The sequence below is a fragment of the Pseudomonas sp. B10(2017) genome, from assembly GCF_002113295.1.
In the GTDB taxonomy this organism is placed as follows: domain Bacteria; phylum Pseudomonadota; class Gammaproteobacteria; order Pseudomonadales; family Pseudomonadaceae; genus Aquipseudomonas; species Aquipseudomonas pudica.
The window spans coordinates 54,867-79,017 of the sequence record NZ_NEJU01000019.1 but is presented as its reverse complement, the minus strand read 5'-3'; the positions used below and the strand labels follow the sequence as shown (position 1 = coordinate 79,017).

At 63.2% G+C, this 24,151-nt stretch carries 25 protein-coding genes; 6 read left to right on the top strand and 19 right to left on the bottom strand.

What is annotated here, in order from left to right; all coding sequences use genetic code 11:
• Positions 1–3: 3 nt before the first annotated feature.
• The 6 genes from CAF92_RS20770 to CAF92_RS20745 form a co-directional block, all read right to left on the bottom strand.
• Positions 4–831, bottom strand: coding sequence for an SDR family oxidoreductase (locus CAF92_RS20770; protein ID WP_085601800.1), 828 nt, complete (start codon positions 829–831; stop codon positions 4–6).
• On the bottom strand, positions 828–1,973 hold the full coding sequence (locus tag CAF92_RS20765) for an acyl-CoA dehydrogenase family protein (RefSeq protein WP_085601799.1): 1,146 nt from the start codon (positions 1,971–1,973) through the stop codon (positions 828–830). The genes CAF92_RS20770 and CAF92_RS20765 overlap by 4 nt, the downstream gene beginning before the upstream one ends.
• A gap of 3 nt (positions 1,974–1,976) precedes the next feature.
• A complete protein-coding gene (locus CAF92_RS20760) occupies positions 1,977–2,420 on the bottom strand; it encodes a type II toxin-antitoxin system RatA family toxin (protein WP_046616739.1) in 444 nt (147 codons plus the stop codon).
• A 9-nt stretch (positions 2,421–2,429) separates the two neighbouring features.
• Positions 2,430–3,686, bottom strand: a complete 1,257-nt coding sequence (locus CAF92_RS20755; RefSeq protein WP_085601798.1) for an aspartate aminotransferase family protein — start codon at positions 3,684–3,686, stop codon at positions 2,430–2,432.
• A 4-nt stretch (positions 3,687–3,690) separates the two neighbouring features.
• Positions 3,691–4,764, bottom strand: a complete 1,074-nt coding sequence (locus CAF92_RS20750) for an SDR family oxidoreductase (protein ID WP_085601797.1) — start codon at positions 4,762–4,764, stop codon at positions 3,691–3,693.
• Positions 4,765–4,955: 191 nt separating this feature from the next.
• A complete protein-coding gene (locus CAF92_RS20745; protein WP_085601796.1) occupies positions 4,956–5,693 on the bottom strand; it encodes an AraC family transcriptional regulator in 738 nt (245 codons plus the stop codon).
• 270 nt (positions 5,694–5,963) lie between these two features.
• Between CAF92_RS20745 and CAF92_RS20740 the strand changes: the two genes are divergently transcribed.
• From CAF92_RS20740 to CAF92_RS20725, 4 genes are all read left to right on the top strand, one after another.
• Complete coding sequence (locus CAF92_RS20740; RefSeq protein WP_003257347.1) at positions 5,964–6,728, top strand: FKBP-type peptidyl-prolyl cis-trans isomerase; 765 nt, start codon at positions 5,964–5,966, stop codon at positions 6,726–6,728.
• Between the two features lie 294 nt (positions 6,729–7,022).
• Entirely contained in the window at positions 7,023–7,463 is a 441-nt protein-coding gene (locus CAF92_RS20735; RefSeq protein ID WP_085601795.1) for a YkvA family protein, read from the top strand.
• Positions 7,464–7,574: 111 nt separating this feature from the next.
• Positions 7,575–7,913: a helix-turn-helix transcriptional regulator gene (locus CAF92_RS20730; protein ID WP_003257349.1), complete on the top strand. Its 339-nt coding sequence runs from the start codon at positions 7,575–7,577 to the stop codon at positions 7,911–7,913.
• Entirely contained in the window at positions 7,910–8,278 is a 369-nt protein-coding gene (locus CAF92_RS20725; protein WP_013971408.1) for a hypothetical protein, read from the top strand. Before CAF92_RS20730 ends, CAF92_RS20725 begins: the two co-directional genes overlap by 4 nt.
• 48 nt (positions 8,279–8,326) lie before the next feature.
• On the opposite strand, the gene CAF92_RS20720 is transcribed toward CAF92_RS20725, so the two are convergent.
• Positions 8,327–9,304 carry an EAL domain-containing protein gene (locus CAF92_RS20720; protein ID WP_046616733.1) on the bottom strand — a complete coding sequence of 326 codons (978 nt, stop codon included), beginning with the start codon at positions 9,302–9,304 and terminating at the stop codon, positions 8,327–8,329.
• A gap of 118 nt (positions 9,305–9,422) precedes the next feature.
• The gene (locus tag CAF92_RS20715) at positions 9,423–11,504 is read right to left on the bottom strand and encodes a carboxy terminal-processing peptidase (protein WP_161797640.1); all 2,082 of its coding nucleotides are present in this window, start codon (positions 11,502–11,504) and stop codon (positions 9,423–9,425) included.
• A 144-nt stretch (positions 11,505–11,648) separates the two neighbouring features.
• Here CAF92_RS20715 and CAF92_RS20710 point away from each other — a divergent pair, with 144 nt between their 5' ends.
• The gene (locus CAF92_RS20710) at positions 11,649–12,611 is read left to right on the top strand and encodes an NAD(P)H-quinone oxidoreductase (RefSeq protein ID WP_085601794.1); all 963 of its coding nucleotides are present in this window, start codon (positions 11,649–11,651) and stop codon (positions 12,609–12,611) included.
• Between the two features lie 117 nt (positions 12,612–12,728).
• Here the strand turns inward: CAF92_RS20710 and CAF92_RS20705 are convergent, their stop codons facing one another.
• The 6 genes from CAF92_RS20705 to CAF92_RS20680 all read right to left on the bottom strand — a co-directional run bounded on the left by CAF92_RS20705 (position 12,729) and on the right by CAF92_RS20680 (position 18,037).
• Positions 12,729–13,382, bottom strand: a complete 654-nt coding sequence (locus tag CAF92_RS20705) for an HAD family phosphatase (protein ID WP_046616728.1) — start codon at positions 13,380–13,382, stop codon at positions 12,729–12,731.
• A gap of 14 nt (positions 13,383–13,396) precedes the next feature.
• Positions 13,397–14,386, bottom strand: a complete 990-nt coding sequence (locus CAF92_RS20700; RefSeq protein WP_046616727.1) for an ABC transporter ATP-binding protein — start codon at positions 14,384–14,386, stop codon at positions 13,397–13,399.
• Between the two features lies 1 nt (position 14,387).
• A complete protein-coding gene (locus CAF92_RS20695; protein ID WP_013971414.1) occupies positions 14,388–15,182 on the bottom strand; it encodes an ABC transporter permease in 795 nt (264 codons plus the stop codon).
• Positions 15,172–16,023: an ABC transporter permease subunit gene (locus CAF92_RS20690; RefSeq protein WP_046616725.1), complete on the bottom strand. Its 852-nt coding sequence runs from the start codon at positions 16,021–16,023 to the stop codon at positions 15,172–15,174. The genes CAF92_RS20695 and CAF92_RS20690 overlap by 11 nt, the downstream gene beginning before the upstream one ends.
• The gene (locus CAF92_RS20685; protein ID WP_085601816.1) at positions 16,020–16,826 is read right to left on the bottom strand and encodes an alkaline phosphatase family protein; all 807 of its coding nucleotides are present in this window, start codon (positions 16,824–16,826) and stop codon (positions 16,020–16,022) included. The genes CAF92_RS20690 and CAF92_RS20685 overlap by 4 nt, the downstream gene beginning before the upstream one ends.
• 146 nt (positions 16,827–16,972) lie before the next feature.
• A complete protein-coding gene (locus CAF92_RS20680) occupies positions 16,973–18,037 on the bottom strand; it encodes an ABC transporter substrate-binding protein (RefSeq protein WP_085601793.1) in 1,065 nt (354 codons plus the stop codon).
• Between the two features lie 317 nt (positions 18,038–18,354).
• Between CAF92_RS20680 and CAF92_RS20675 the strand changes: the two genes are divergently transcribed.
• The gene (locus CAF92_RS20675) at positions 18,355–19,068 is read left to right on the top strand and encodes a UTRA domain-containing protein (protein ID WP_085601792.1); all 714 of its coding nucleotides are present in this window, start codon (positions 18,355–18,357) and stop codon (positions 19,066–19,068) included.
• A gap of 100 nt (positions 19,069–19,168) precedes the next feature.
• Here CAF92_RS20675 and CAF92_RS20670 read toward each other — a convergent pair whose 3' ends face one another.
• From CAF92_RS20670 to minE, 5 genes are all read right to left on the bottom strand, one after another.
• Positions 19,169–21,298, bottom strand: a complete 2,130-nt coding sequence (locus CAF92_RS20670) for a mechanosensitive ion channel family protein (RefSeq protein ID WP_085601791.1) — start codon at positions 21,296–21,298, stop codon at positions 19,169–19,171.
• A 44-nt stretch (positions 21,299–21,342) separates the two neighbouring features.
• The gene (locus CAF92_RS27495; protein WP_173015136.1) at positions 21,343–21,510 is read right to left on the bottom strand and encodes a hypothetical protein; all 168 of its coding nucleotides are present in this window, start codon (positions 21,508–21,510) and stop codon (positions 21,343–21,345) included.
• A gap of 196 nt (positions 21,511–21,706) precedes the next feature.
• Positions 21,707–22,996 carry a M18 family aminopeptidase gene (locus CAF92_RS20665; RefSeq protein WP_039614573.1) on the bottom strand — a complete coding sequence of 430 codons (1,290 nt, stop codon included), beginning with the start codon at positions 22,994–22,996 and terminating at the stop codon, positions 21,707–21,709.
• 107 nt (positions 22,997–23,103) lie between these two features.
• A complete protein-coding gene (locus CAF92_RS20660) occupies positions 23,104–23,739 on the bottom strand; it encodes an RluA family pseudouridine synthase (RefSeq protein ID WP_085601790.1) in 636 nt (211 codons plus the stop codon).
• A gap of 156 nt (positions 23,740–23,895) precedes the next feature.
• Positions 23,896–24,150, bottom strand: coding sequence for a cell division topological specificity factor MinE (gene minE / locus CAF92_RS20655; protein WP_025338068.1), 255 nt, complete (start codon positions 24,148–24,150; stop codon positions 23,896–23,898).
• Between the last annotated feature and the right edge of the window lies 1 nt (position 24,151).

The window sequence follows — 24,151 nt, the reverse complement described above, 5'->3', positions numbered from 1 at the left end:
GCCTCAGTCGATCAGTTCGGGTTTGAGCGACAGCTGCCCGGCCTTGCTCAGGCTGCGCAAGCGCAGGCCGATGAAGGCATCCACCAGGCTTGGCAGCCAGCGTGCGGTGTACATGGCCACGCTGCCGAGGAAGGTCAGGCCGCGGTTGCGCAGGTCGTGGCGGGTGCAGGCACGCACCAGGCCATTGCTGGCGTCATCGAGTTTTTCCTCAAGCGACAGCAGCACGCGCTCGCCGCGCTTGAAGCTGACCAGGCGCTTCACCGACAGACCGACCCGTTCGGCCGGGTCGTGAATGGCCGTGTCGATGAACCCGGGGAACACCGTGACCACATCCAGTTGCCCGGGGTACTGCATGCGCAGCACATCCGAATAGGCGCTCAAGGCTCGCTTGCTGGTGGCGTAGGCGGCCACGTACGGGGCGTTGACCAGCGCGAACAGCGAAGACACGTTGACCACCTTGCCACGCTTGCGCAGCAATGCCGGCAAGAACCGCGAGGTCAGTTGCCACGGAGCCAGCAGGTTGACTTCCAGTGCGCGACGCACATCATCGTTCACCCCTGTTTCGCCCCGTTCCAGGGTCAGCACCCCGGCATTGTTGATCAGGATGTCGATGTCGCCGAAGCGCTCCAGGATGGAGGCAGCAGCTTCGTCCAGGCGTTCGCGGTCGCACAGGTCGAGCAGGTAGTAGGCATCGAAGTTCAGTGCCCCATGCGGCTCGAGCCGGTCGATGCCGATAACGGTTGCCCCTTGATGCTTGAGTTTGCGTGCGGTTTCCAGGCCCAGGCCGCGTGCCGCGCCGGTAATGACGACGATCTTGTTGTGCAGTTTCACGGGGTGACTCCATTGGCAATGCTGAAGGTGGCGCCTTGCAGGTAGCGGTCGAGGTTGGCCGTCATGCTGAAGCGTCCGGGCGGGTGGAACTGCAGGCCGCGGGTACTGGCCAGCCAGTCGCAGCCCTGGTTCGAGCGGATGAACGACAGGCCGCCGAGCATCTGGTGGGCCAGGTCGGACGCGCTCGCCAGTTGCTGTTCGATGCCGTAGCGGGTCAGCAGCAGGCGCGCCAGCAGGTCGTCGGCGTTGCCTTGCAGGTGTTCCACCTCGTGCGCCAGGCCTTCCAGCGCACTCAGGCACAGTTGCAGCTGGCAGGCCAGCTGCACGCGCTGCTGGTCGCTCCAGCGGCGCTCGTCGATCGCCCGCTCGACCAGGCCCATGCAGGCGCCCAGGTAGCTGGCGCTGATCAACAGCTCGAACCAGATGAAACCGATGGTCTGCACATCGCCAAGCTGCGATTTCAGCCCGGCGGAGAAGATCATCTTGTCGCTGACGTAGACGTCCTCCAGGCGCAGCTCCTGGCTCTGTGCGGCGGCCAGCGCGCTGTTGCCCCAGAACGGGTGGCGGCTGATGCCGGGGGCGGAGGCGGGGATGAGCGCGATCATCAGCTCCTCGCCGTCCTCGCTGGTGCGGCTGTAGCTGGCAGTCAGCAGGTCCATCGAGCTGCTCAGGCTGCACGGTTGCTTGCTGCCGCTCAGGCGGACTCCGTCAGCCAACTGCACGGCTTCCATGCCGGCATCCAGGATGCCGCCTCCCGGTACGCCTTCGGCGAAGCCAGAGGCCAGCAGCAGACGCTGCTTGGCAATGGCCGACAACAGCAGGCCTTCGGCACCTGCGCCCCGGGCGGCGACGGCAACCAGGCTGGCCACGGAAAACTGATGCATGGTGCTGGCCACGGCCAGTGAAGGTGACAACGCACCGAGGGCCAGCTGCACCTGCAGCGCCTCGCATGCGCTGGCGCCCAGGCCACCACCAGCCTTCGGCACCAGCAAGGCAACCGGGCCGGTATGCTTGAACCAGTCCACAACCGGGCTGTCAGCGGCTTCGCGCTGTTCGAAGGGCAACTCCGTCAGCAGTTTGGCAAAGTCCGGGGCAAAGCGTTGCAAGGTCTGCCTGGCGTTGTGCAGGAGTGACAGGGGCATGGCTCAATCCTTGATCTGGCTGTTCGGGAACAGGCCATGGATGATGGCGCTGATGTTGTCGCGGATCGCTTGCCGGGCGACCGGGTCAAGCATGTCGGCCAGCATCGGCAGACCCAGGTCGAAGTTCGAGCGGAAGGCAATGCTGGCGCCTTCGGCGGTTTCGCTGACTTGCCACGAGCCGGAAAAGTGGTCGATATCACCAGCGGTCTGGCGGAAATGGATATGCAGGTTGGCCGGGTCGAACACATCACGCTCCTGCCATTTGAGGATGCCGCTGTGGAAGTTCACCTCCCAGTTGCTCAGCACCTCATGTTCATGCACGGCTTCGATTTCGATGTTGCGCACCGACTCGCAAAACTGTGGATAGGCGCTGAAGTTACTGATGGCGGCGTAGACCTGTTCGGCGCTCTGGCTGGGTACATGGGCGTTCAGGCTGACTTCGTTCATTTCGGTGTCCTATTCAAAGGTACGGGCAAGGGCGCGGGCGAAACCGCCGAGCAGCCATTCAACGTCGCTGTCGCTGTACAAGGCAGGCGGCGTCAGGCGGATCACCCGGTGATCGTTGAGGGAGTGGTTGACCACGATGCGTTGGTCGATCAGGTGCATGACCATGTTGGCCGCCAGGCCGGCATCGGCGAACTCGACCCCCAGCAACAGCCCGGTACTACGCAGTTGCACCTGGTTGCCGCAAGGGTGTTGCCGCAGCACGTTCTGCAGGCCCTGGCGCAGGCGTTGCCCCAAGGCTTCGGCACGGGGTACCAGCTGTTCGTGCTGCATCACCTGCAAGGTCGCCATTACCGCAGCCATGGCCAGCGGGTTGGCGCCGAAGGTGGAGGTGTGCATCAGCGGGTTGCGATTGAGCGGTGCCTGCATGTCGGCAGTGCAAACCATGGCACTTACTGGCACGCAGCCGCCGGAGAGGCTTTTGCCGACCAGCAGGATGTCCGGTACCACGCCCTCGTGCTCGCAGGCCCACCAGCGCCCGGTACGGCCCATGCCCGACTGGATCTCGTCGGCAATCAGCACAGCGCCGTACTGGTCGCAGAGTTGGCGCACCTGCTGCAGGTAGCCGGCTGGAGGTACTATCACCCCGGCCTCGGCCTGTACCGGCTCGAGGATGACGCAGGCGCGTTCGGGCTGCGCCTGCAACTGCTGGCGCAGGGCATCGGCATCACCGAATGGTACGAAGTGGCTGTCGCCCAGGCGGTCGGCAAAGGGTGAGCGATACAGCGTCCGGCCAGTGACCGCCAGCGAACCCAGGGTCTTGCCGTGGTATCCACCCTGGGTCGAGATCACCTGTTGGCAACCGTTTAGCCAGGCCAGTTTCAGCGCCGCCTCGGTGGCTTCGGTACCGGAGTTGCAGAAGTACACATACTGCAGGGGCGCCGGGCATACCGCGGCCAAGGCCGCAGCGGCCTGGGCCTGGAACGGGTTGAGCATGAGCTTGCTGGCCATCGGGTGGCTGTGCAGCTGGTGGCTGACCTTTTCAACCACCTGCGGGTGCGAATGCCCGAGCAGGAACACGCCGTAGCCGCCGGCATCCAGATAGCGGTTGCCGTCCATGTCGAACAGGTAGACGCCTTCGCCGGCTACCTCGATCGGCAGGTTCATCATCGACGCAAGGCGGGCATAGCCGGCATTGACATGGTCACGGTACTGGGCGCGTACGTGCTCGGCGTCCAGCCCTTCAGGCAGGGGAGTGAAGCTGTTCATCGTCTCAGGCCTCCATGGCCAGTTCGCCGTGGCGCTCACCTGAGGCCGGTGTTCTCAGCATGCGTTGCATGGCCGAAAGCTTGGGGGACAGGCGGGCCAGCGTCAGTGCCAGCTCCTGGCGCGGCGAACGCATGGCCAGGCGCCGGGCTGGCAACAGCTGCTCCAGCGAGCTTGGCAATGGCTGCAGCAGGCTGGCGTAGCGGCACAGCTGGGTGGCGCGGCCGAGGGCTGCGCGGATGTTCTCCTCCAGGGCTGGCAGGAACACCGGGCGCACCAGGCGTTCGTAGATATCCGGGTTCATGCAGCGCGGGCGCTGGAACGGCTTGCCCTGGTCCTGCATTTCTGCGCACATCAGGTCGAGCAGGGTGCGGATATCGAGCGCCTGCGGGCCGTTGCTGAGGAAGTAGTCGTCGCCGATCAGGCGCTGGTCCAGTGCGCTGGCGATGCCGGCCGCGGCAACATCACGGGCGATCACATCGACTCGTCCGTTCTCCGGGCACGGGATGATCGGCAGGTAGCCGGACATCATCAGCCCCATGGTCAGGTGAAAACCCTGAAGCATGGGCATGTGGCCACTGTGGCTGTCGCCGATGATGATCGACGGGCGGAAAATCGACACCGGCACGCCTGCATCGCGAACCAGGCTCTCGGCCTGGCGCTTGACCACTTCGTACGGGGTCGAAGGCATCACGCCGGGGTGATAGTCGCACGGGTGGGTGAAAGCGGTGCTGATGTGGTACAGCGGCACATCGGCGTCGCGGACAAACTCCAGCACTTGTTCGGTGCCTTGGTAGTTGACCGAGAACACCGCTTCGGCGTGGCCATCCAGGCGGGTGATAGCTGCGCAATGGATGACCCAGTCGACGCGCCTGGTCAGTGCCAGGTAGTCCGCGCCGGACAGGCCCAGGCGCGGTTGGCAGATATCACCGCGCAGGGTTTCTACCCCTGGATGGCGGATGCTGCTGCGACGGGTCAGGCAGACCAGGTGATAGCGCTCGGCCAGTTGGCCGATCAGGGTATCACCCAGTACGCCGGCACCGCCGGTAAGGAAAACGGTCAGCCGCGAGGGTCCTGACATGGGCTAGCACTCCTTGCTCGCTAGGTTGATGAACTGGCATGTGCCATGGCGCCCGTCTGCCTGGCCGCCGCAAGGGGGCCAAGGAACCGGAACGATTAAAAAAGCCGACCTGTGATCACATGGCCGGCAAGTGGCCCTGCGCCTGATGGTGGAGACCCCGGTTGGCGCGGGCTGGAGGGGATGATGGCGATTTAGAACTGTGGATTCTTGAATGAATCGCTTGTATTGCGCAGCACCATGGCGACGCGGCTGGGCGACATGCCGACCATCCGTCGCATCGTGCGGGTGAGGTGGGCCTGGTCAGCGAAGCCGCCGGCGACAGCGGCATCGCTGAGGCTGGCTTCATGGGCAAGGGCGTGGCAGGCGCGTTCGAGTTTGCGCCAGATGATCCATTGCGACAGGGGCACGCCCATCTGTCGCGTGGCGAAAAAGCGCAGGCGTGGGCTGGAAAGGCCCACCGCGCTGGCTGCACGCGAGACCGCACCAATGCCGGCCCAGTCCTGGCGCAGCAGGTTCAGGGCATTGGACAGGCGTGGGTCGAAGCTTTCGGGGGGGACCAGTTTGAGCTCCAGGGCTGCCACCACCTCGTGGAAGTTGGCGGCCTGGCGCACGCAATCGACGATATCCTGGCTGACAGCCGCCTTGCCGCTGTCGTCGAGCAGGGCTTTGAGCGCGCGGCCAAGTGGCGCATCCGGATACAAGTAGAGGAAGGCGACGCGGTCCGGGTTGGGCAGTGAACGGTGGTCGACCGATGGCCCTATCAGAACCCCGGGCGCGGTGAGGACCTGCTTGCCGAACTCCACGGTGATGTCGTAGCGCAGGCCGATGCACAGCTGGATGGCGACATGGGCATGGGCTTCGGTCTGGTCGCTTTTGCCGGTGTAGCCCAACCAGTAGTCACCGAAGGTTACTGCTCCGTCCCATCTCATTGTGCATCCCTGAAGCCTGTTCTAGATAGCTTGGCCACATCCGGGCCAGTATCCTGAAAGCGGCAGATGATAGCGTTATGGTATATCTTGGTCGACACAAAGCGTAACGAATGATCTGTCGTTGCAATTATGGCTTTTCTGCCGAGTGCAAGGTTGTGGAACTAATCCGGCTTTACTGGCTCTTATGCCGGTAGCCATGGGTTGGGGGCGCCTGATAAGCTCGCGGCTTCTACCCTGATTGCCCTTATGGCGCATGAACAAGGAAATTACATGAAACAGCATCGTTTGGCGGCTGCGGTTGCCCTGGTTGGCCTGGTACTGGCTGGCTGTGATCAACAGACCAGCAGCCCCGAGCTGAAGACTCCGGCACAGAAAGCCTCCTACGGTATCGGCCTGAACATGGGCAAGAGCCTGGCTCAGGAAGGCATGGAAGACCTTGATTCGAAAGCAGTAGCCCTCGGCATCGAAGACGCCGTTGGCAAGAAGGAACAGCGCATCAAGGATGAAGAGCTGGTAGAGGCCTTCACCGCGCTGCAGAAGCGTGCCGAAGAGCGCCTGGCCAAGGCCAGCGAAGAAGCCGCCTCCGCCGGCAAGAAGTTCCTCGAGGAAAACGCCAAGAAACCAGGCGTGGTCACCACTGCCTCGGGCCTGCAGTACGAAGTGGTCAAGAAGGCCGACGGCCCGCAGCCCAAGGCGACCGACGTGGTTACCGTCCACTACGAAGGCAAGCTGATCGATGGCAAGGTGTTCGACAGCTCCGTCGAGCGCGGAAGCCCGATCGACCTGCCTGTCAGCGGCGTGATCCCGGGTTGGGTCGAAGGCCTGCAGCTGATGCACGTCGGCGAGAAGTACAAGCTGTTCATCCCGGCTGAACTGGCCTACGGTGCGCAGAGCCCTAGCCCGCTGATCCCGGCCAACTCGGTACTGGTATTCGACCTGGAACTGATCGCCATCAAGGATCCGGCCCAGCTGCAAGGCGCCGAGCCGGAAGCGGAAGCTCCTGCCGAGGCCCCGGCCGAAGCGCCTGCCAAGTAACACTGGCTGGCCCACGCAAAACGCCCCGTCCTGACGGGGCGTTTTCGTTTGTGCCGGGTGGTTGGACGAACCTGCAACTGCTGATACTGTCCGAGGAAATGCAGCGTCAGGAAGCAGGATGCTTTTGGCGCAAACCGTTTGCGGCGTACGCACCCCACGGTATGAAATGACTGTGTAAAAAACGCCCGATCTGACCGGGGCCCTTGCCTGGCAGGCACCTGGGGTCGGAAACGTCGCCCTGTTCACAAGGTTATCCACAATAAATGTGGATAACCTTTTCCTCTTGGAGGCTTCATGAGCGCACCCTGGAATTTCGCCCGTTTCCTGCCCTTGGCCGAGCGCCTGCTCAGCCGTGGCCGGTTGCCCGCCTTGCTGTTTGCGGTCGCCCGCAAAGGCCCGCGCATTGGCCAGTTGCGTGAAGATGTGAAGCTGCTGCAGTCGCTATGCCTGGCCTGGTGGCGCGGCGAGTACCGCGCCATCAGCCCCAAGGCGCTGGTCACTGTCGTCGCTGGGCTGCTGTATTTCGTCAGCCCCATCGACGCTATCCCAGACTGGCTGCTGGGCGTGGGTTTCCTCGACGACATCGCGGTGCTGGGTTGGGTGCTGAAGACCGTGGCCGACGAACTGGCACGCTTCAAGGCCTGGCGTGACTCCCAGGCGCCCGAACGGCTGCGCGTGGTCGAGCGCCTGCCGGCCACCCCTGAAGCCCTGCGGTTGGAACGCAACACCCAGTGAAACCGGCCGCAACCGCAGCGCAACTGCACAGACCCCAGAGTTGGTAATATAATTGGCATAAGGGTTATGCCTACGGATTACATGCTGTAATCCTTTTTAAAGGGGTTTGTAATGGGTATTCAGGTCATCAGCCGGGACGGTCAACCCGAGTACGCCGTCGTTCCCTGGGAACAGTACCAGGCACTGCTCAAGGCCGCTGGGCAGGCACCAGCCGAGGTGCTTGCCAGTGAAGCGCAGGGCGATGTGGCCAGTGCGCCATTGCCGGCCTTCAGCGAAGTGGCACAGATTCGCCAGGCCAAGGGCATTGCCCCTGAGCAACTGGCGCGCAATGTCGGGGTAAGCCCGGCGTACCTGGCCATGATCGAATCGGGCGAACGCCAGCCAGATGCTGCTATCCGCCGTGCTCTGGCGTGGCATCTGGGGGTGGCTGGCTGGAGCGAGCCATCATGAGCCAGGTCAGGATCAGCCGTCAGCACTGGGATAACCTGCTGGGCGAGCTTGACCTGGCCCGTCGTCAACGTCACTTGCTGACGTATCGAGCGCTGATCGAGCGCTTGCAGTTGCCCAGCCCGGCCATGCAGACGCTCACAGCCGCGCTGGAGTACCTGGCGGTGCTGGATGCCCGCGCCGAGCAGCCATTGCGCAGCTCGCTGGTAATCAGCCAAGGTGCCAGCCGTTTGCCGCGTACCGGTTTTTTCGAGTGCGTGGAGCGCCTGGGGCGTTTCTCCGGGCCCGTGGATGGTATGGAGGCGGCGTCGTGGCATGCCTCCGAAGTCGTCCGGGTGTTCGAGTACAGCTACCCTGAAACAGCCTGATTCGTTGCCTGTTCCGGCCTCTTCGCGGGTAAACCCGCTCCCACAGGTTCACCACAGGTCTTGAGCCTTGTGTTCTACCTGTGGGTTTACCCGCGAAGAGGCCGGAACAACGGGCAAAGCATCCCTGTGGATCAGCCCGCAAGCCCTGCCATCGGCATCCACCACCTCCAATACCTCCAGGTGCCGGTGCCGGCCAAACAACTCCAGCAACTGCCCAATCGTGGCATTGAGCCGCACCGTCGGCTGTTCGGCTTGCGGAGCGTTCATCAGCGCCGGTAGTGGCCGGCTTTCGCGCGCCCCCAGCTCCTGCGGCCGCCCAAGCAGGTAGCCCTGCACCAGGTCCACGCCCATCTCCAGCAATACCGCCAGCTCTTCCACCAGCTCGATACCTTCGGCAATCACCTGCGCCTTCGACGCTCGGGCAATCTGCAATATCGAACCGACGAATTCACGCTTGAGCGGGTCGCGATGGATGCCGTCGATGAAATGGCGGTCGATCTTCACGTATTCGGGGCGCAGCTCCGACCACAGGCGCAGGCTCGAATAACCCGCCCCCAGATCGTCGATGGCAATCGAGAAGCCCATGTCCCGGTAGTGGTGCAGGGCATTGGACAGCAGCTGGAAGTCGTCGGTCGGGGTATGTTCGGTCAGCTCGATCACCACCCGGCTGGGCGGCAGGCCGACCTGTTCGAGCAGTTTAAGGGTTTGTCCGGAGGGGTAGTGCGGCTCGAGCAGCGATTCCGGCGAGATGTTGAGAAACAGCTTGCCCTGCAACTGCTGTTCACTGAAACGCCGGCAGGCGCTTTCCCGGCAGGCAGCCTCCAGCTCGGTCAGGCGGCCGGCCTGGCGGGCGATGGTAAACAGGTTCAGCGGTGCGTGCAGCGGGCTGTTGGACGGCCCGCGACTCAATGCTTCATGGCCGAAAACCCGTTGCTCGCTCAGGCACATGATCGGCTGGAACAGGCTGTGAATACTGCGTTGAGCCAGGATGGCACTCAAGGCACTGAGCTGTTCGGCGACGGTCATGACGTATTCCTGAAAATGAAAGGGCCGGGCGTTTCCACGCCCGGCCCCTCTATTTCACGACAGCGCGATGACTGTTTGATGACATATGTGACTAATTTGCCATCATTGCCACAGTGCCTTACTTCTTGGCCACCTTGGTGCTTGCACTCAGGTAGTCGATCAGGATGCGGCCGGTTTCCGACAGATAGGCATCGTCCTCTGGCTTGGTGTTTTCATCCTCGGTCGGCAGCGCGTCCTCGTCCTCTTTCTTCAGTTCTTTCAGCGGCTCTTCACCCTTGGCCTTGCGGCGAATGTTCTCCAGCGCCAGTTGCTTGGCCTCGATTTCGTCGTGGCGTGCACGGCGGTCCTGTTCGTTGAGGCTGACGGTCTTCTCGTTCATCAGCTTTTGGGTCAGGGCCAGGCGGTCGCGGATGTAGGTGAATTCCGCATCCTTGTCGCTGCGTGCTTCATGCTGCGCCTTGAGCTGGGCCAGGAACGGCTTGAACGGGTCGGCTGCCGGCTTGACCACCGGGCGAATGGTGTCCCATGGCATGGCCTCGGGCAGGGCGCTCTCGCCGATTTCCTTGGTGTCGATGATCGACGGGTAATCGATGTCCGGCAGTACGCCTTGGTGCTGGGTGCTCTGCCCGGAAACCCGGTAGAACTTGGCCAGGGTAAGCTTCAGCTCGCCATGGTTGAGTGGCTGGATGGTCTGCACGGTGCCTTTGCCGAAGGTCTGGCCACCGATGATCAGCGCACGGTGGTAGTCCTGCATGGCACCAGCGAAAATCTCCGAAGCCGAGGCCGACAGGCGGTTGACCAGCAGTGCCAATGGGCCCTTGTAGAAGGCACCGGGGTTTTCGTCTTCCAGCACGTCGACACGGCCGTCGCTGTTGCGCACCAGCACGGTCGGGCCTTTCTCGATGAACAGGCTGGTCAGCTCGGTAGCTTCCTGCAGCGAGCCGCCGCCGTTGTTGCGCAGGTCGATGACCACGCCGTCTACTTTTTCCTTCTGCAGTTCGGTGAGCAGCTTCTTCACGTCGCGCGTGGTGCTCTTGTACTCCGGGTCACCGGCGCGATAGGCCTTGAAGTCGAGGTAGAAGGCCGGGATTTCGATGATGCCCAGCTTGTAGTCACGCCCGTCCTGCTTGAGCTTGAGCACCGACTTCTTCGCTGCCTGCTCTTCGAGCTTCACCGCCTCGCGGGTTATCGACACGATCTTGCTGGTCTGGTCGCTAGGGGCGTTGCTGGCCGGGATGATCTCCAGGCGCACCACCGAGCCTTTCGGGCCGCGAATCAGTTTCACCACTTCGTCCAGGCGCCAGCCGACCACGTCGACCATTTCCTTGTTGCCCTGGGCCACACCGATGATCTTGTCGGCCGGTGCCACCTGCTTGGTCTTGGCCGCCGGGCCTGCCGGCACCAGGCGCACGATCTTGACCTGGTCGTTGTCGCTTTGCAGCACTGCGCCGATACCTTCCAGCGACAGGCTCATGTTGATGTCGAAGTTTTCCGCGTTATCCGGCGACAGATAGTTGGTGTGCGGGTCGTAGGACTGGGCGAAGGTATTGATGTAGGCCTGGAAGATGTCCTCGGCACGGGTCTGGTCCAGGCGCGACAGCTGGTTCTTGTAGCGCTTGGTCAGGGTTTCCTGGATCTGCTTGGGTTCCTTGCCGGCGATCTTCTGGCGCAGCACTTCATCCTTGACGCGTTTGCGCCACAAATCGTCGAGCTCGGCCTGGTTCTTCATCCACGGGGCGTCCTTGCGGTCGATCAGCAAGGTTTCCTTGGCGTTGAAGTCGATCTTGTCCACGCCCTTGTTCAGCTCGGCCAAGGCGAAGTCCAGACGTTGCTTGACACGGTCCAGATAGCGTTTGTAGATGGTGAAGCCCGGGTCCAGGTTACCGCTCTTGAGGAAATCGTCGAATTGCGTTTTCCATTTGTCGAATTCGGCGATGTCGGCGGCGGTGAAGTAGCTGCGCGCCGGGTCCAGCAGCTTGATGTAGCTGTCATAGATGATGACCGAACGGGCGTCGTCCAGCGGCGGCTTGCTGTAGTGGTGGCGCTTGAGCAATTCCACCACGTTGAGGCTGGCTACGATCTCGTCGCGGTCCGGCTGCAGGCTGTCCCACTTGTTGGCGGCCGCCGCATTGCCGCCGAGCGTGAGGCTGCCCAGGCCGACCATCAGCGCCAGGGCGGTGCTTGGGAGGAAATGCTTCATGCTGATTCGACGTGGAGACAATTGATCACGCATAGTAGGCCGTCTTTTCTGTTCACCGGTTGCAAAAAACCGGATGCATACTGCAAAAAGCCTGGGGACTTGGCGTTCCCAGGCTCGGTCATATGATTCAACTATGGAGGCACTGTGAAGGCATTGCAAGGCGTTGACGGACATGTGGCCTGGGTCGAGGCCGAACGCCCGACCTGTGACGCGGGCCAAGTGCGCATTCGCGTGGCTGCTGCGGGGCTGAACCGCGCCGATCTGCTGCAGATGAAAGGTTTGTACCCACCACCGCCAGGCGCCAGCCCATACATGGGCCTGGAGTGTTCCGGCGTGATCGAAGAAGTGGGCGCCGGTGCCGACTGGCGGGTGGGTGACCGTGTTTGCGCGCTGCTGGCCAGCGGCGCCATGGCCGAGGAAGTGGTGGTGGATGCCCGCCACGTGCTGTCTGTGCCCGAAGGCCTGAGCCTGCACGAGGCGGCGGGGTTGCCGGAGGTGTACGCCACTGCCTGGCTGAACATCTTCCAGCTCGGTGGCGTGAAAGCTGGCGAGAAGGTGCTGGTACATGCTGGCGCCAGCGGCGTTGGCTCGGCCGCCATCCAGCTGTGCAAGGCATTCGGTAGCCCTGTGTGGGTCAGCGTCGGTTCGCAGGACCGCCTGGCCTACTGCGAGGCGCTGGGCGCCGCCGGTGGTGTGGTACGTAACGAAAACCTGGAAGCGCTGGAAGGTTTCGGCCCGTTCGATGTGATTCTCGACCCGGTGGGTGCCAGTTACGGCGAGCTCAACCTCAAGTTGCTGGCGCGTGACGGGCGCTGGGTGATCATCGGCCTGATGGGCGGGCGCAAGTTCGAGCTGGACCTGGCACAGGTACTGGGCAAGCGTCTGGAGATTACCGGCTCTACGCTGCGCAACCGCGATGACGGCTTCAAGGCCGAGCTGCTGCGCGATTTGCAACTGCAGGTGTGGCCGCTGTTTGCCGAAGGGCGCCTGTCGCCGCAGCTGGTGGATACCTACCCGGTGGAGTTCGCCCAGGCGGCGTATGCCGAGCTTGAGACCAACCAGGTGTCGGGCAAGCTGGTGATGGTGATCGACCCAGGCCTGGCTTGAGATTGCCGGGGCTGCTTTGCAGCCCATCGCGACACAAGGCCGCTCCTACAAGGTAATGCGATCTCCTGTAGGAGCGGCCTTGTGTCGCGAAAGGGGCGCAAAGCGCCTCCATGGCCCTCAAGTCCAGCTCAGGATCGGCCACTTGTTGATCTCGGCATGCTCCCGCAAAACCGCATCGGGGTTCACCACATGCGGATGATCCACCTTCAGCAACAACGGCAAATCGTTCCGCGAATCAGAATAGAAACTCGCCCCCTCCAGGTTCTCCTGCTCCTGGTCAAGCCACTCCAGCAACCGCGTGATCTTCCCTTCGCGATAGGTCAGCACCCCATGGGTCTTGCCGGTATAAACCCCGTTCACCGCCTCCAGTTCGATCGCCAGGTACTCGTCCACTCCCAGCCGCGCCGCAATCGGCCCGACCAGGTGCGTACCCGACGCCGAAATGATCAGGATGCGATCCCCACGCTTGCGGTGCTCGGCAATGCAGCGGCAGGCGTCGCCGTAGATGATCGGCTCGATCACCTCTTCGACCCACGGCTCCACCAGGTGCTCGACCTCTTCCAGGGTACGCCCGGCAATCGGCTCCAGGCTGAAGGCCATGTACTCCTCCATCCGCAGGTGGCCCTTGCCATAGGCCTCCATCAACTCATGGTCGCGGCGCAGGAAGTCCTTGCCGTCGACCCAGCCCAGCCGGGCCATCTGCTCGCTCCACAGCGACGCGCAGTCGCCGTTGATCAGGGTTTCGTCCAGATCGAAAATTGCCAGTGCCATGGTGTTGATTCTCCTTAGGCCACTTCCCGTAGCGCCGTGGGGTCGATCGACAAGCTTACCCGTTGCCCGTCTGCGTGCAGGTCGGACGGTGAGCGGTTGAGCACGTCGACCACCAGTTCCACCTCGCGCACCCGCACGCGGTAGCGGATCACGTTGCCCAGCAGGCTGTGGCTGCGCACCTCGGCGTCCAGTTCGCCGTTGGTGCCCAATGTGATCGACTCGGGGCGGATTGCCAGGCGGCTGGCCACTGGGCGCTGCAGCAGGCGGCTGGCGCTGTCGGCGTCGAGCAGGTTGTAGTTGCCGATGAAGCCGGCGGCAAACAGGTCCACCGGCGCGGTGTAGAGGGTTTCGGCATCGCCGCTCTGGACGATGCGCCCCTGGTTCATCAGGAAGATGCGGTCGGACATGGTCAGCGCCTCTTCCTGGTCGTGGGTGACGAAGATGGTGGTCAGCCCCAGCTCGCGCTGGATGGCGCGGATCTGCTCGCGCAGGTGCTTGCGGATACGCGCATCCAGCGCCGACAGCGGCTCGTCGAGCAGCAGCAGGCGCGGGCGGGTGACCAGGGAGCGGGCCAGGGCCACGCGCTGGCACTGGCCGCCGGACAACTGGTGCGGGTAGCGCCCGGCGAAGTTGCCCAGCTCCACCAGCTCCAGCGCCTCGCGCACCCGGGCCTGGCTTTCGTCAGCCTTCACCTTCTGCATGCGCAGGCCGAAAGCGACGTTCTGCTCCACGGTCATGTTGGGGAAAAGTGCATAGCTCTGGAACACCATGCCAATGCCACGCTTTTGTGGGCTCAACGGCACGATGTCGTGGCCGTCGAGCAGGATCTGACCACTGTCCACCGGGGTCAGCCCGGCGATGCAGCGCAGCAGCGTGGATTTGCCGCAACCGGACGGGCCAAGCAAGGTAACGAACTCGCCGCGTTCGATACGGCAGTCGATGTTCTCGAACACCGGGCTGCCGGCATAGCTTTTTTGCAGTTTCTGTACGCTGACGAAGCTCATGTCAGGTCTTGTCCTTGTTCAGGCGGTTGGCGACCCAGGTCAGTACCAGCACGAAGGCGAAGTACGAGATCACCAGCGCGCTGTTGAAGTGGCCGCTGCTGTTGCGCATGTTGTTCAGGTACACCTGCAGGGTCTCGTAGCGGGTGCCGACCAGCAGGTTGGCGAACACGAACTCGCCGAACAGGAACGAGAACGACAGCAGCAGTGCCACCATCAGGCCCTTGCGCAGGTTCGGCAGCACCACCAGCAGCGCCGCCTGCCAGGTGCTGGCGCCCAGCAGTTGGGCGGCATCCATCAGGTCGCGCAGGTTGATCGCCTGCAGGTTGTTGGTGATGGCCCGGTACATGAAGGGCAGGGCGATGGTGAAGTAACAGCCGATCAGGATCCACGGCGTGCCGACCATGGCCATGGGCCCGCTGCCATAAAGCTGCAGCAGCCCCACCGACGACACCACCGGCGGCACCGCGAAGGGCAGCAGGATGAGGATGTTCATCAGCGCGTCGAGCCTTGGAAAGTGGTAGTGCACCACGAACAGCAGCGGCAGGATCAGCACCACCGACAGCAGCAGTGCGCCCACGCACACCAGCAGCGACTGGCCGAAGGCAGCCAGGAAACGCGGCTCGCTCCACAGCGCGATGTACCACTTGAAGGTCAGGCCGCTGGGCAGCAGGCTGGCCGACCAGCTGGTGGCCAGCGAGTAGAGCAGGGTGCCGGCCAGCGGCAGCAGCAGGATGAGGAACAGCAGGTAGACCACGGCGCGGTGGTACCAGCCGCCGGAACGGGCGTCAGCGCGCATGGTAGCTCCTTTTCAGCAGCCATTGATGCACCACCGTGACCAGCGTCATCAGCCCCACCAGTACCATCGCCAGGGCGCTGGCCAGGTTGGGATCGAGGCTTATGTCACCGGCCACAAGGCCGGCGATGCGGATCGGCAGTACGTTGAAGTTGCCGGTGGTCAGCGCGTACACGGTGGCATAGGCACCGAGGGCGTTGGCCAACAGGATGACGAAGGTGCCCAGCAGGGCCGGGGTCAGCACCGGCAGGCCGATGTGCCGCCAGAATTGCCAGTGGTTGGCGCCCAGCAATGCGGCCGACTCGCGCCAGTCTTCACGCAGGGCGTCGAACGCGGGGTACAGCAGCAACACGCCAAGCGGGATCTGGAAGTAGGTGTACACCAGGATCAGCCCGCTCTTGGAATAGATGCTGAAGTCCTCCAGCAGGCCGACCTGCTTCAGCAGCAGGGTCAGTGCGCCGTTGAAACCGAGCAGGATGATGAAGGCGAAGGCCAGCGGCACCCCGGCGAAGTTGCTGGTCATGTTGGCGAAGGCGCTGACGAAGTCGCGCAGCTTCGAGTCCACCTGGCGTAGCGAATAGGCGCCGAGGGTGGCGATGACGATGCCGAACAGGCTCGACCAGAAGCTGATCTCCAGGCTGCGTTGCAGGGCCTGCAGGTAGAACTTCGAGGCAAATACCTTGCTGAAATTGTCCACGCCCCAACCTGCTTCCGATTGCAGGCTGTTGATCGCCACCCAAGCCAGCGGGGCGATCTGGAAGATGACGAAGAACACGGCGAACGGTAGCAGGCAGAGCAGGGCCAGGTAGCGGCCGCGGGCGCTGCTGCTCTTGGGTGTGGTCACTTCAGCAACTCCCGGCAGACGCTCTTGTCATGCGCTGCGCCGAGCAGCTCGCAGATGGTCCCGCACAACTCGGTCTGCAGCGGTTTGGCCGCAGGGTCGAGGCTGAAGGCATCGCCGAAGACGAACAGCGGCACTTCGCGCTCCTCGGTCAGCAGGCCATTGTGCGAGCGATCGTTGTTCATGCCGTGGTCGGCAGTGACCAGTACCTGGTAGCCCTCTTCAAGCCAGCCCGGCAGGTAATCGGCCAGCAGGATGTCGGCGCTGCGCGCGGCGTTGCGGTACTGGCTGCTGTCCAGGCCGTGGTGGTGGCCGACATCGTCGATGCTCATCGGGTGCACCAGCAGGAAGTTGGGTGCATGGCGGCGACGCAGGTATTCGCCATCGGCCAGCAGGTGCGAATCGGGGTAACGGTCGTCCCAGTAGAACAGCCCGTGCTGGATCGGCAGCTTCGGTGCGTGGGTATGGCGGTCGCGCTGCGGGTCGAAGGGCGAGCGGTTGTACAGCTCGCTCATCCAGTGATAGGCCGCCGCCGCAGTGCCCAGGTTGGCCTCGCGAGCGTAGTGGAACACGCTGCGCTGGTTGGACAGGCGGTTGACGTTGTTGTGCACGATGCCGCTGTCGATCGGCGGCACACCGGTGAGGATGCACTCGTACAGCGGCCGCGACAGCGACGGCAGTTCGCATTCCACGCGGTACAGCGCGGCACGGTCGGCCTCGACGTAGGCGTGCAGGTGGCCCATGGCGTGGTGGGCGACCTGGTAGTTGAGGCCGTCGAGCAGGACCAGGATGACGTTGTGTTGCATGGTGGCTCCAATCATAAACCGCGTTGCCTTCATCGCCGGCAAGCCAGCTCCCACAGGTCTACCACAGGATTCAGACCCAGTGGGGTACCTGTGGGAGCTGGCTTGCCGGCGATGAGGCCTGTTCAGGCGCTACAGAAGATAGCCCCTTACTCCATCTCGATGATCACCTGCTCCTGCCACATCTGCGGCAGTTTCTTCGAGCTCGCTTCCCAGGCCTCGGCATTCTTGATCGGCAGTGCAGCCTTGTACTGTTCGTTGGGCAGCAGCTTGGCCTGCACATCGGCCGGCAGCTTCAGGTGCTCGGCACGGATCGGCCGCGCATGCCCTTTGGCCAGGTTGATCTGCCCGGCGTCGCTGAAGATGTATTCACGCGTCAGCTTGGCCGCATTCGGGTGCTTGGCGTACTTGTTGATGATGGTGGTATAGCCGGAGATCACCGAGCCATCCGACGGGATCAGCACTTCGAAACGCTTGGGGTCGATCTGTTCACGGTAGCTCAGGCCGTTGAAGTCCCACACCACGCCCACCTCTACCTCGCCCTTTTCCAGGGTCTGGATGGTCGGGTTGGCCAGCGACAGGCGCTTCTGCTGGGCCAGCTTGGTGAACAGTTGCAGGCCCGGTGCCAGGTTGCTCTCGTCACCCTTGTAGGCGATAGCCGCTGCCAGCACGCCGTTGGCGGCCTGGGCAGCGGTGCCGACGTCACCGATGGCAACCTTGTACTTGCCTTTTTCCAGGTCGTGCCAGGTCGTTGGCCGCTCGCCTTCCTTGACCAGGTCCTTGTTGATGATGAAGGCGATGGTGCCGGTATAGGCCAGCGCCCAGTGGCCGTCCTTGTCTTTGGCCCATTCCGGCACCTGATCCCAGGTGCTCGGCTTGTACGGCTGGCTCACACCCTTGCTCACGGCGATCGGGCCGAAGGCGGCACCCACGTCGCCGATGTCGGCGCTGGCGTTGTCCTTCTCGGCTTCGAACTTGGCGATTTCCTGGGCCGAGCTCATGTCGGTGTCGCTGTGCTTGAGGCCGTACTTGCTGGCCAGGTCTTCCCAGGTGCCTTTCCAGTTGGCCCAGGCATCTGGCATGCCCACGCTGTTGACGTTGCCTTCCTTGCGGGCGGCTTCTTCCAGGGCCTTGAGGTCGGTGTCGGCGGCCATGGCCGTGGTACACAGAGCGATGGCCGAACCGAGCAGTGACGCCATGAACAACTTTTTCATCCGAAGCTCCTTGGGTGGGTGCCTTTAGCGATGGTTGTTATGAGTGAAGCCGTTGACTGGTGACCGTTGGTCTAGGTCAGCAAACCTTGAGCCAAGGTAGGCTGCTTGCGTGACAGTTTGATGTAAGGAAGGGCCGATGAAGGCCCTGAAGCTACAGCGTAGACCACGGAGCCGCCCCGGTTCTGCTGGCTTGGCGCGTTTCTGGCAGTGTCTGGCGAAAGCCTTTGTCACAGGATGTTCATCAGCCCTGCCTAGGCTTGCACTATTCTCCAAGTGCCCTGTTCTGGGGCTGGACTAGTCCAGATAGGTAACCTTTGATGCAGTCGATGCCACCGCGTGCGGTAACAGCCATCTGTCACGCCCTGCAGGAGCAGATCGAGCACGGCCTGCTGGCGCCGGGCGGCAAGCTGCCGGCCGAGCGCAAGCTCAGCGATGTGTTCGATACCACGCGCATTACCCTGCGTGAGGCGCTGGTGCAGCTGGAAGCGCAGGGGCTGATCTACCGCGAAGAGCGTCGCGGCTGGTTCGTCGCGCCCGAACGGTTGACCTACGACCTGATCGAGCGCAGCCACTTCCATGCCATGGTCCGCGACCAGGGGCGGGTGCCCAGTACCGAACTGTTGTCGGCGCGGCTGCAGCCGGCCTCGGCGGCCATCTGTGCGCGCTTGCAGTTGCCTGCGTTGTCCAGCGTGGTACGTATCTGCCGGTTACGGCGGATCGATGGGCGGGCGGTGCTGTATGCCGAGCACTACCTCAACCCCCGGTACTTTCCGGAGATACTCGAACAGGACCTGGCCCAGTCGCTGACCGAGATTTATGGACGGGTGTATGGCATCCGGTATGGGCAGGTGTGCTTCGAGATCTTGCCGACGGCGTTGCCGGTGGAGGCGGCCAGTGCCTTGAAGGTGTCGACGGGAAGCCCGGGGTTGCATATCACCCGTGTCAACAGTGACCAGCATGGGCACCTGATCGACTGTGACCTGGAGTATTGGCGGCATGATGCCATCCGCATCCGCGCCCAGGCTGGATGAAATGTTGGCTTCTTCGCGGGTAAACCCGCTCCCACAGCGACCGCACAGGTTTCAGCCTTTGCATAGTACTTGTGGGAGCGGGTTCACCCGCGAAGAGGCCCTAACTGGAGGAACTGGCAGTCACTACCTGCACTGACAACCGCGGCGTCGCCAAATCCAGCCCGGCCTCATCCAGCTGCCGCTTCAGCGCCAGGTTGAACGCCCGCGACACTTCCCACTGCTTGATCGGAGCAGTCTTGAACCGCGCCCGCAAGATCGCCGACCCCGACTCGAAGCTCTCCACCCCCTGCAGCTCCAGCGGCGACCAGATGTTGCGGCGCATCAGCGGGTCGTTGCGCAGCTTCTGCCCCACTTCGCGAATCAGCGTGATCGCCTGGTCGATGTTCATGCTGTGCGGGATCGCCACGCGGAAGATCGCGTAGCCGAACTCTCGGGAGTAGTTCTTGATGCTCTTGATTTCGCTGAACGGGATGGTATGCACGATGCCGTCTATGTCACGCAGGCGCACGGTACGGATGGTCAGCCCCTCCACCGTGCCCAGGTGCCCGCCCACATCCACGTAGTCGTCGATGGCCAGCGAGTCTTCGATGATGATGAACAACCCGGTGATCAGGTCGGCCACCAGTGACTGTGCACCAAAACCGATGGCCAGGCCTATCACACCGGCGCCCGCCAGCAGTGGGGTGACGTTCATGCCCATGTTGGCCAGGGCGACGATCACCGCGATGATGAAGATGACCACGAACATCACGTTGCGGATCAGCGGCATCATGGTTTGCGCGCGGGCGTTGGCCAGGCCCCGGCGCGAACGCACCAGTGCGTGGTGCACGGCGGTGTCGGCAAGGATCCACACCAGCCAGGCGACGATCAGCGTACCGGCCAGGCCCAGCAGGCGCACGCTTATGTCGTGGCCTTCGCCTTCGGCGAAGCTGATCATCGACAGGCCCCACACGCGCAGCCCCAGCTCGATGAATACCAGCCAGATGAACAGGTGCACCAGCAGGTAACCGAAGTTGCGCAGGCGCTCGGCGTACACAGCCTGGCGCTTGTTGGCGCGCTTGGGGTTGGCGGCGTGACGGCGTACCAGGCCATTGAGCACCATGCAAACCACCACCAGCACCGTGCACATCAGCGACTGGCGCAGGGCGGTGCTGGTGTCGCCGGCCGAGATGAAGGTAGCGAACAGCGAAATCGCCACCAGGATCAGTGCTGGCACGAACCAGAAGCTGCCGAGGATCTCGATGGTGTCGCTGAGGGTGCGCCGGGTCAGGCGCCGTGACAGCGGCTGGTTGCGGATCAGGTGGGCAATCGGGCGGCGGAAGCGCAGGATGAACAGCCCGGTGCACAGCGCTGCAATCACGTTGGCCAGGGTGGCCAGGGCGTTGGCCAGGTGGGTGCCGAGGGCAACCATCAGGCGCGGGTCGCTCATCGCTTCGCCAAACGCGGCGAAGCTGCCGATCAGCCACAGCGGGCGGAACGCCTGGTGGCGCAGGATGTACAGGGCGCGGTGGCGGTGGGGGCCGTCGAGCAGCGAGAAGGCGATCACGCAGATGGCCGAGAAGCAGGTGCCGACCACCAGTGCGTAGGCCAGCACCATGGCCAGGGACTTGCCCAGCGATGGCGGTAGCACGAAGCTCAGGTACACGGTGAACACCAGCGCCACCAGCCACGGGCCCAGCTTGCGCAGGGCAAAGCGCACCAGGTCCCAGGTGCGCGGGTGTTGCGGCAATTCTTCGCTCAGGCCAAAGCGCAGGCGTACCCGGTGGCCGACCCAGTTGAAGGCGTAGGCCAGCACGCTCCAGACGGCAATGACGGCGGCAAAGCCGAACAGAATGGCCGGCCACTGGTGCACTGGCACCATCAACTCGGTCAATTCGGCCTGGGCCTGTTCGATTTCCGCGGCCCAGCGATGGAACGGGCTGGCATCGCCGCTGAACTGTTTTTCGAAGTCATGCAGGGCGCCACCGATCAGGCCGAGCACGCCCTGCTCGACGGTGGGCTGCGATTGCCTGGTGGCGTCGCGCAGCTTTTTCAGGTCGGCCAGCAGCTTGGCGCGCTGCTGGTCGTTTTCCAGGTTCTTGATCACCTCGTCCAGCGACTTGCCCAGCGGTTCGCTGGCCTCTGGCTGCGCGGGCGCGCTGCCACCAAGCAGGCCTGGCAGGCCCGCAGCCTGTAGCGGGGTGACAAACAGAAACAGCAGCAGGAGCAGGCAACGCAGGAGGGCAGGCACTGGCAAAACTACCTCAGGTCAAACGATTGGCCGAGTGTAGAGGTTCACGACGGCAGTTGCTCCAGGATTTTCCAGCAGGTGAGGCCAAAGATACCCAGTGTGCCGACCCACATCATCACAACGCCGATATTGCGTTCGCGCAGGCTGAAACCGATGGTCAGCAGCATCAGGAACAGGAACACCGGCACGAACAGGGACAGGAACGGGGACATGGACAGCAATCCTTTTGCAGTGGGGCCATGTAACAAGCATAGCGGGTAGCAGGCGAAGCGGGATTGACCTTGAGCAGGCCCGGCCTCTTCGCGGGCATGCCCGCTCCCACAGTTACTGCACAGACCTTGAATGCTGTGATGATCTTGTGGGAGCGGGCGAGCCCGCGAAGAGGCCAGGCCTGCTTGCATCAAGGCATCAAGGCAACTCGCGGCAACGGTAGAAGGCGCTCAGCACCTTCACCAGGTGCGCCAGGTCATGGCTGCCGCACAGCTCGCGAATCGAATGCATGGCAAAGGTCGGCAAGCCGATATCCACCGTACGCACGCCCAGGTGGCTGGCCGCGATCGGCCCGATGGTCGAGCCACAGCCCATGTCGCTGCGTACCACGAAGCTCTGCACCGGCACTTCCTCGGCCATGCACAGGTGGCGGAAGAACCCGGCGGTTTCGCTGTTGGTAGCGTAGCGCTGGTTGTTGTTCACCTTGATTACCGGCCCGGCGTTGAGCTTGGGCCCGTGGTTGCCGTCGTGCTTGTCAGCGTAGTTGGGGTGCACGCCGTGGGCGTTGTCGGCCGACACCATCAGCGAGCGCTGGATGGTGCGCACGTAGGCGTCGCCATCCGGCAGCAGGCGTTGCAGGGTCTGCTCCAGCATCGGGCCGTCGGCGCCACAGGCCGAGCAGCTGCCGACTTCTTCATGGTCGTTGCACACCAGAACGCAGGTTTCGTCGCTGTCGGCGGCCAGCAGGGCCTGCAGGCCGGCGTAGCACGACAACAGGTTGTCCAGGCGCGCACCGGCGATGAAGTCGCCGTTCAGGCCGACCAGCGCGGCGTCCTGGGTGTCGTAGAAGCTCAACTCGTAATCCAGCACCACATCGGCGATCAGCTCGTGCTCGCGGGCCAGTTGCTCGGTGAGCAGGGCGCGGAAGTCGATGCGCTCGTCACCCGCTACCTGGGCCAGGATAGGCGGCAGCTCGTTCTGCGGGTTGATCGCCCAGCCTTCGTTGGCGGTGCGGTTGAGATGGATTGCCAGGTTGGGGATGACTGCGATCGGCAGCTTGAAGTCGATCAGCTGGCTTTCGACCTTGCCGTCACGGCGGTAGGTGACCCGGCCAGCCAGCGACAGGTCGCGGTCGAACCAGGGCGCCAGCAGGGCGCCGCCATACACTTCGACGCCCAGTTGCAGGAAGCCCTGGCGCTGCAGCTCGGGCTGCGGCTTGACCCGCAGGCACGGGCTGTCGGTGTGGGCGCCGACCATGCGGATACCGTTCAGCAACGGTGCCTGCTTGCCCAGCTTGATGGCGATGATCGACGAGTCGTTACGGGTGACGTAGTAGCGACCGCCAGGCACTGTGGCCCAGCTGTCGCGCTCGTCCAGGCGCTGGTAGCCGGCAGCTTCCAGGCGCTGGGCCAGGCTGGCGGTGGCGTGGAAGGGCGTGGGGGAGGCCTTGAGGAAGTCGATAAGGCCAGAATTCAGTGCGTCGCGCATAGCTCACTCCAGACAGCAGTGGCGCGAGTTTAGCGTATTAGGTCGACAAATTGTGTCTGCCTCTTCGCAGGCTCGCCCGCGAAGAGGCCGGTACAGGCTGTACAAATTCAGAAAGGCGCAGGGCACTCGAACTTCATCCGCTCCCCGGACACCGGGTGGGTAAAGCTCAGCATCGAGGCATGCAGACACAGCCGCTCGTGGGCAGCCAATGCCTCGGGGTTGGCATACAGCCGGTCGCCCAGCAGCGGGTGCCCGATCGACAGCATGTGCACGCGCAACTGGTGCGAACGCCCGGTAATCGGTGTCAGCTCTACCCGGCAGTAGTCACCGCAGCGCTCGACGATGCGCCAGAAGGTCAGCGCATGCTTGCCTTGCTCGTGGTCCACCACATGCCGTGGCTTGGTCGGCGGGTCGTAGCGCAGCGGCAGGTCGATGCTGCCGCTGTCCAGCGCCGGCTGGCCCCAGCACAGCGCGGTGTAGGCCTTTTCGGTTTCGCGGTCGTGGAACTGGCGCGAAAGCTCGCGATGGCTGTCGGCATCCCGGGCCAGCAGGATGATGCCGGAAGTTTCCCAGTCCAGGCGGTGCACGATCAAGGCGTCGGGGTAGCCGTTTTCCTGCAGGCGGGTGATCAGGCAGTCCTTGTTGTCCTCGGCGCGGCCGGGTACCGACAGCAACAGGGTCGGTTTGTTGATCACCAGGATGGCGGCGTCTTCGTGCAGGATCTGGATGTTGGACAGCGGCATTGCTTGGTCTCGGTTATATCGGGGAAAACACTGGGGCCGCTTTGCGGCCCATCGCCGGCAAGCCAGCTCCCACAGGTACAGCGCGAACACTGTGGGAGCTGGCTTGCCGGCGATGGGCTGCAAAGCAGCCCCAATGATCCAGGCCTGGTCGCGAAATCAGCGATCCGGCAAGGTGATGTTCAGCTCCAGAATCGAGCAGCTACCCTGGTTTTCCAGCTCGATATGCACATCATCGTTGCCGATGTTCACATACTTGCGGATCACTTCCAGCAGTTCTTTCTGCAGCGCTGGCAGGTAGTCCGGTTCGCTGCGTTGGCCGCGCTCGTGCGCCACGATGATCTGTAGACGCTCTTTCGCTACCGACGCGCTGGTAGTTTTCTGTCTGCCACGAAAGAAGTCAAAAAGGTTCATG

Coding starts and splice junctions, on each gene's coding strand:
- CAF92_RS20705 (WP_046616728.1), bottom strand. CDS start 13,382: ATGGCACTGGCAATTTTCGATCTGGACGAAACCCTGATCAACGGCGAC.
- CAF92_RS20725 (WP_013971408.1), top strand. CDS start 7,910: ATGAGCCAGGTCAGGATCAGCCGTCAGCACTGGGATAACCTGCTGGGC.
- CAF92_RS20700 (WP_046616727.1), bottom strand. CDS start 14,386: ATGAGCTTCGTCAGCGTACAGAAACTGCAAAAAAGCTATGCCGGCAGC.
- CAF92_RS20755 (WP_085601798.1), bottom strand. CDS start 3,686: ATGAACAGCTTCACTCCCCTGCCTGAAGGGCTGGACGCCGAGCACGTA.
- CAF92_RS20735 (WP_085601795.1), top strand. CDS start 7,023: ATGAGCGCACCCTGGAATTTCGCCCGTTTCCTGCCCTTGGCCGAGCGC.
- CAF92_RS20695 (WP_013971414.1), bottom strand. CDS start 15,182: ATGCGCGCTGACGCCCGTTCCGGCGGCTGGTACCACCGCGCCGTGGTC.
- CAF92_RS20760 (WP_046616739.1), bottom strand. CDS start 2,420: ATGAACGAAGTCAGCCTGAACGCCCATGTACCCAGCCAGAGCGCCGAA.
- CAF92_RS20750 (WP_085601797.1), bottom strand. CDS start 4,764: ATGTCAGGACCCTCGCGGCTGACCGTTTTCCTTACCGGCGGTGCCGGC.
- CAF92_RS20715 (WP_161797640.1), bottom strand. CDS start 11,504: ATGAAGCATTTCCTCCCAAGCACCGCCCTGGCGCTGATGGTCGGCCTG.
- CAF92_RS20740 (WP_003257347.1), top strand. CDS start 5,964: ATGAAACAGCATCGTTTGGCGGCTGCGGTTGCCCTGGTTGGCCTGGTA.
- CAF92_RS20730 (WP_003257349.1), top strand. CDS start 7,575: ATGGGTATTCAGGTCATCAGCCGGGACGGTCAACCCGAGTACGCCGTC.
- CAF92_RS20665 (WP_039614573.1), bottom strand. CDS start 22,996: ATGCGCGACGCACTGAATTCTGGCCTTATCGACTTCCTCAAGGCCTCC.
- CAF92_RS20660 (WP_085601790.1), bottom strand. CDS start 23,739: ATGCCGCTGTCCAACATCCAGATCCTGCACGAAGACGCCGCCATCCTG.
- CAF92_RS27495 (WP_173015136.1), bottom strand. CDS start 21,510: ATGTCCCCGTTCCTGTCCCTGTTCGTGCCGGTGTTCCTGTTCCTGATG.
- CAF92_RS20680 (WP_085601793.1), bottom strand. CDS start 18,037: ATGAAAAAGTTGTTCATGGCGTCACTGCTCGGTTCGGCCATCGCTCTG.
- CAF92_RS20765 (WP_085601799.1), bottom strand. CDS start 1,973: ATGCCCCTGTCACTCCTGCACAACGCCAGGCAGACCTTGCAACGCTTT.
- CAF92_RS20675 (WP_085601792.1), top strand. CDS start 18,355: ATGCAGTCGATGCCACCGCGTGCGGTAACAGCCATCTGTCACGCCCTG.
- CAF92_RS20720 (WP_046616733.1), bottom strand. CDS start 9,304: ATGACCGTCGCCGAACAGCTCAGTGCCTTGAGTGCCATCCTGGCTCAA.
- CAF92_RS20745 (WP_085601796.1), bottom strand. CDS start 5,693: ATGAGATGGGACGGAGCAGTAACCTTCGGTGACTACTGGTTGGGCTAC.
- CAF92_RS20685 (WP_085601816.1), bottom strand. CDS start 16,826: ATGCAACACAACGTCATCCTGGTCCTGCTCGACGGCCTCAACTACCAG.
- minE (WP_025338068.1), bottom strand. CDS start 24,150: ATGAACCTTTTTGACTTCTTTCGTGGCAGACAGAAAACTACCAGCGCG.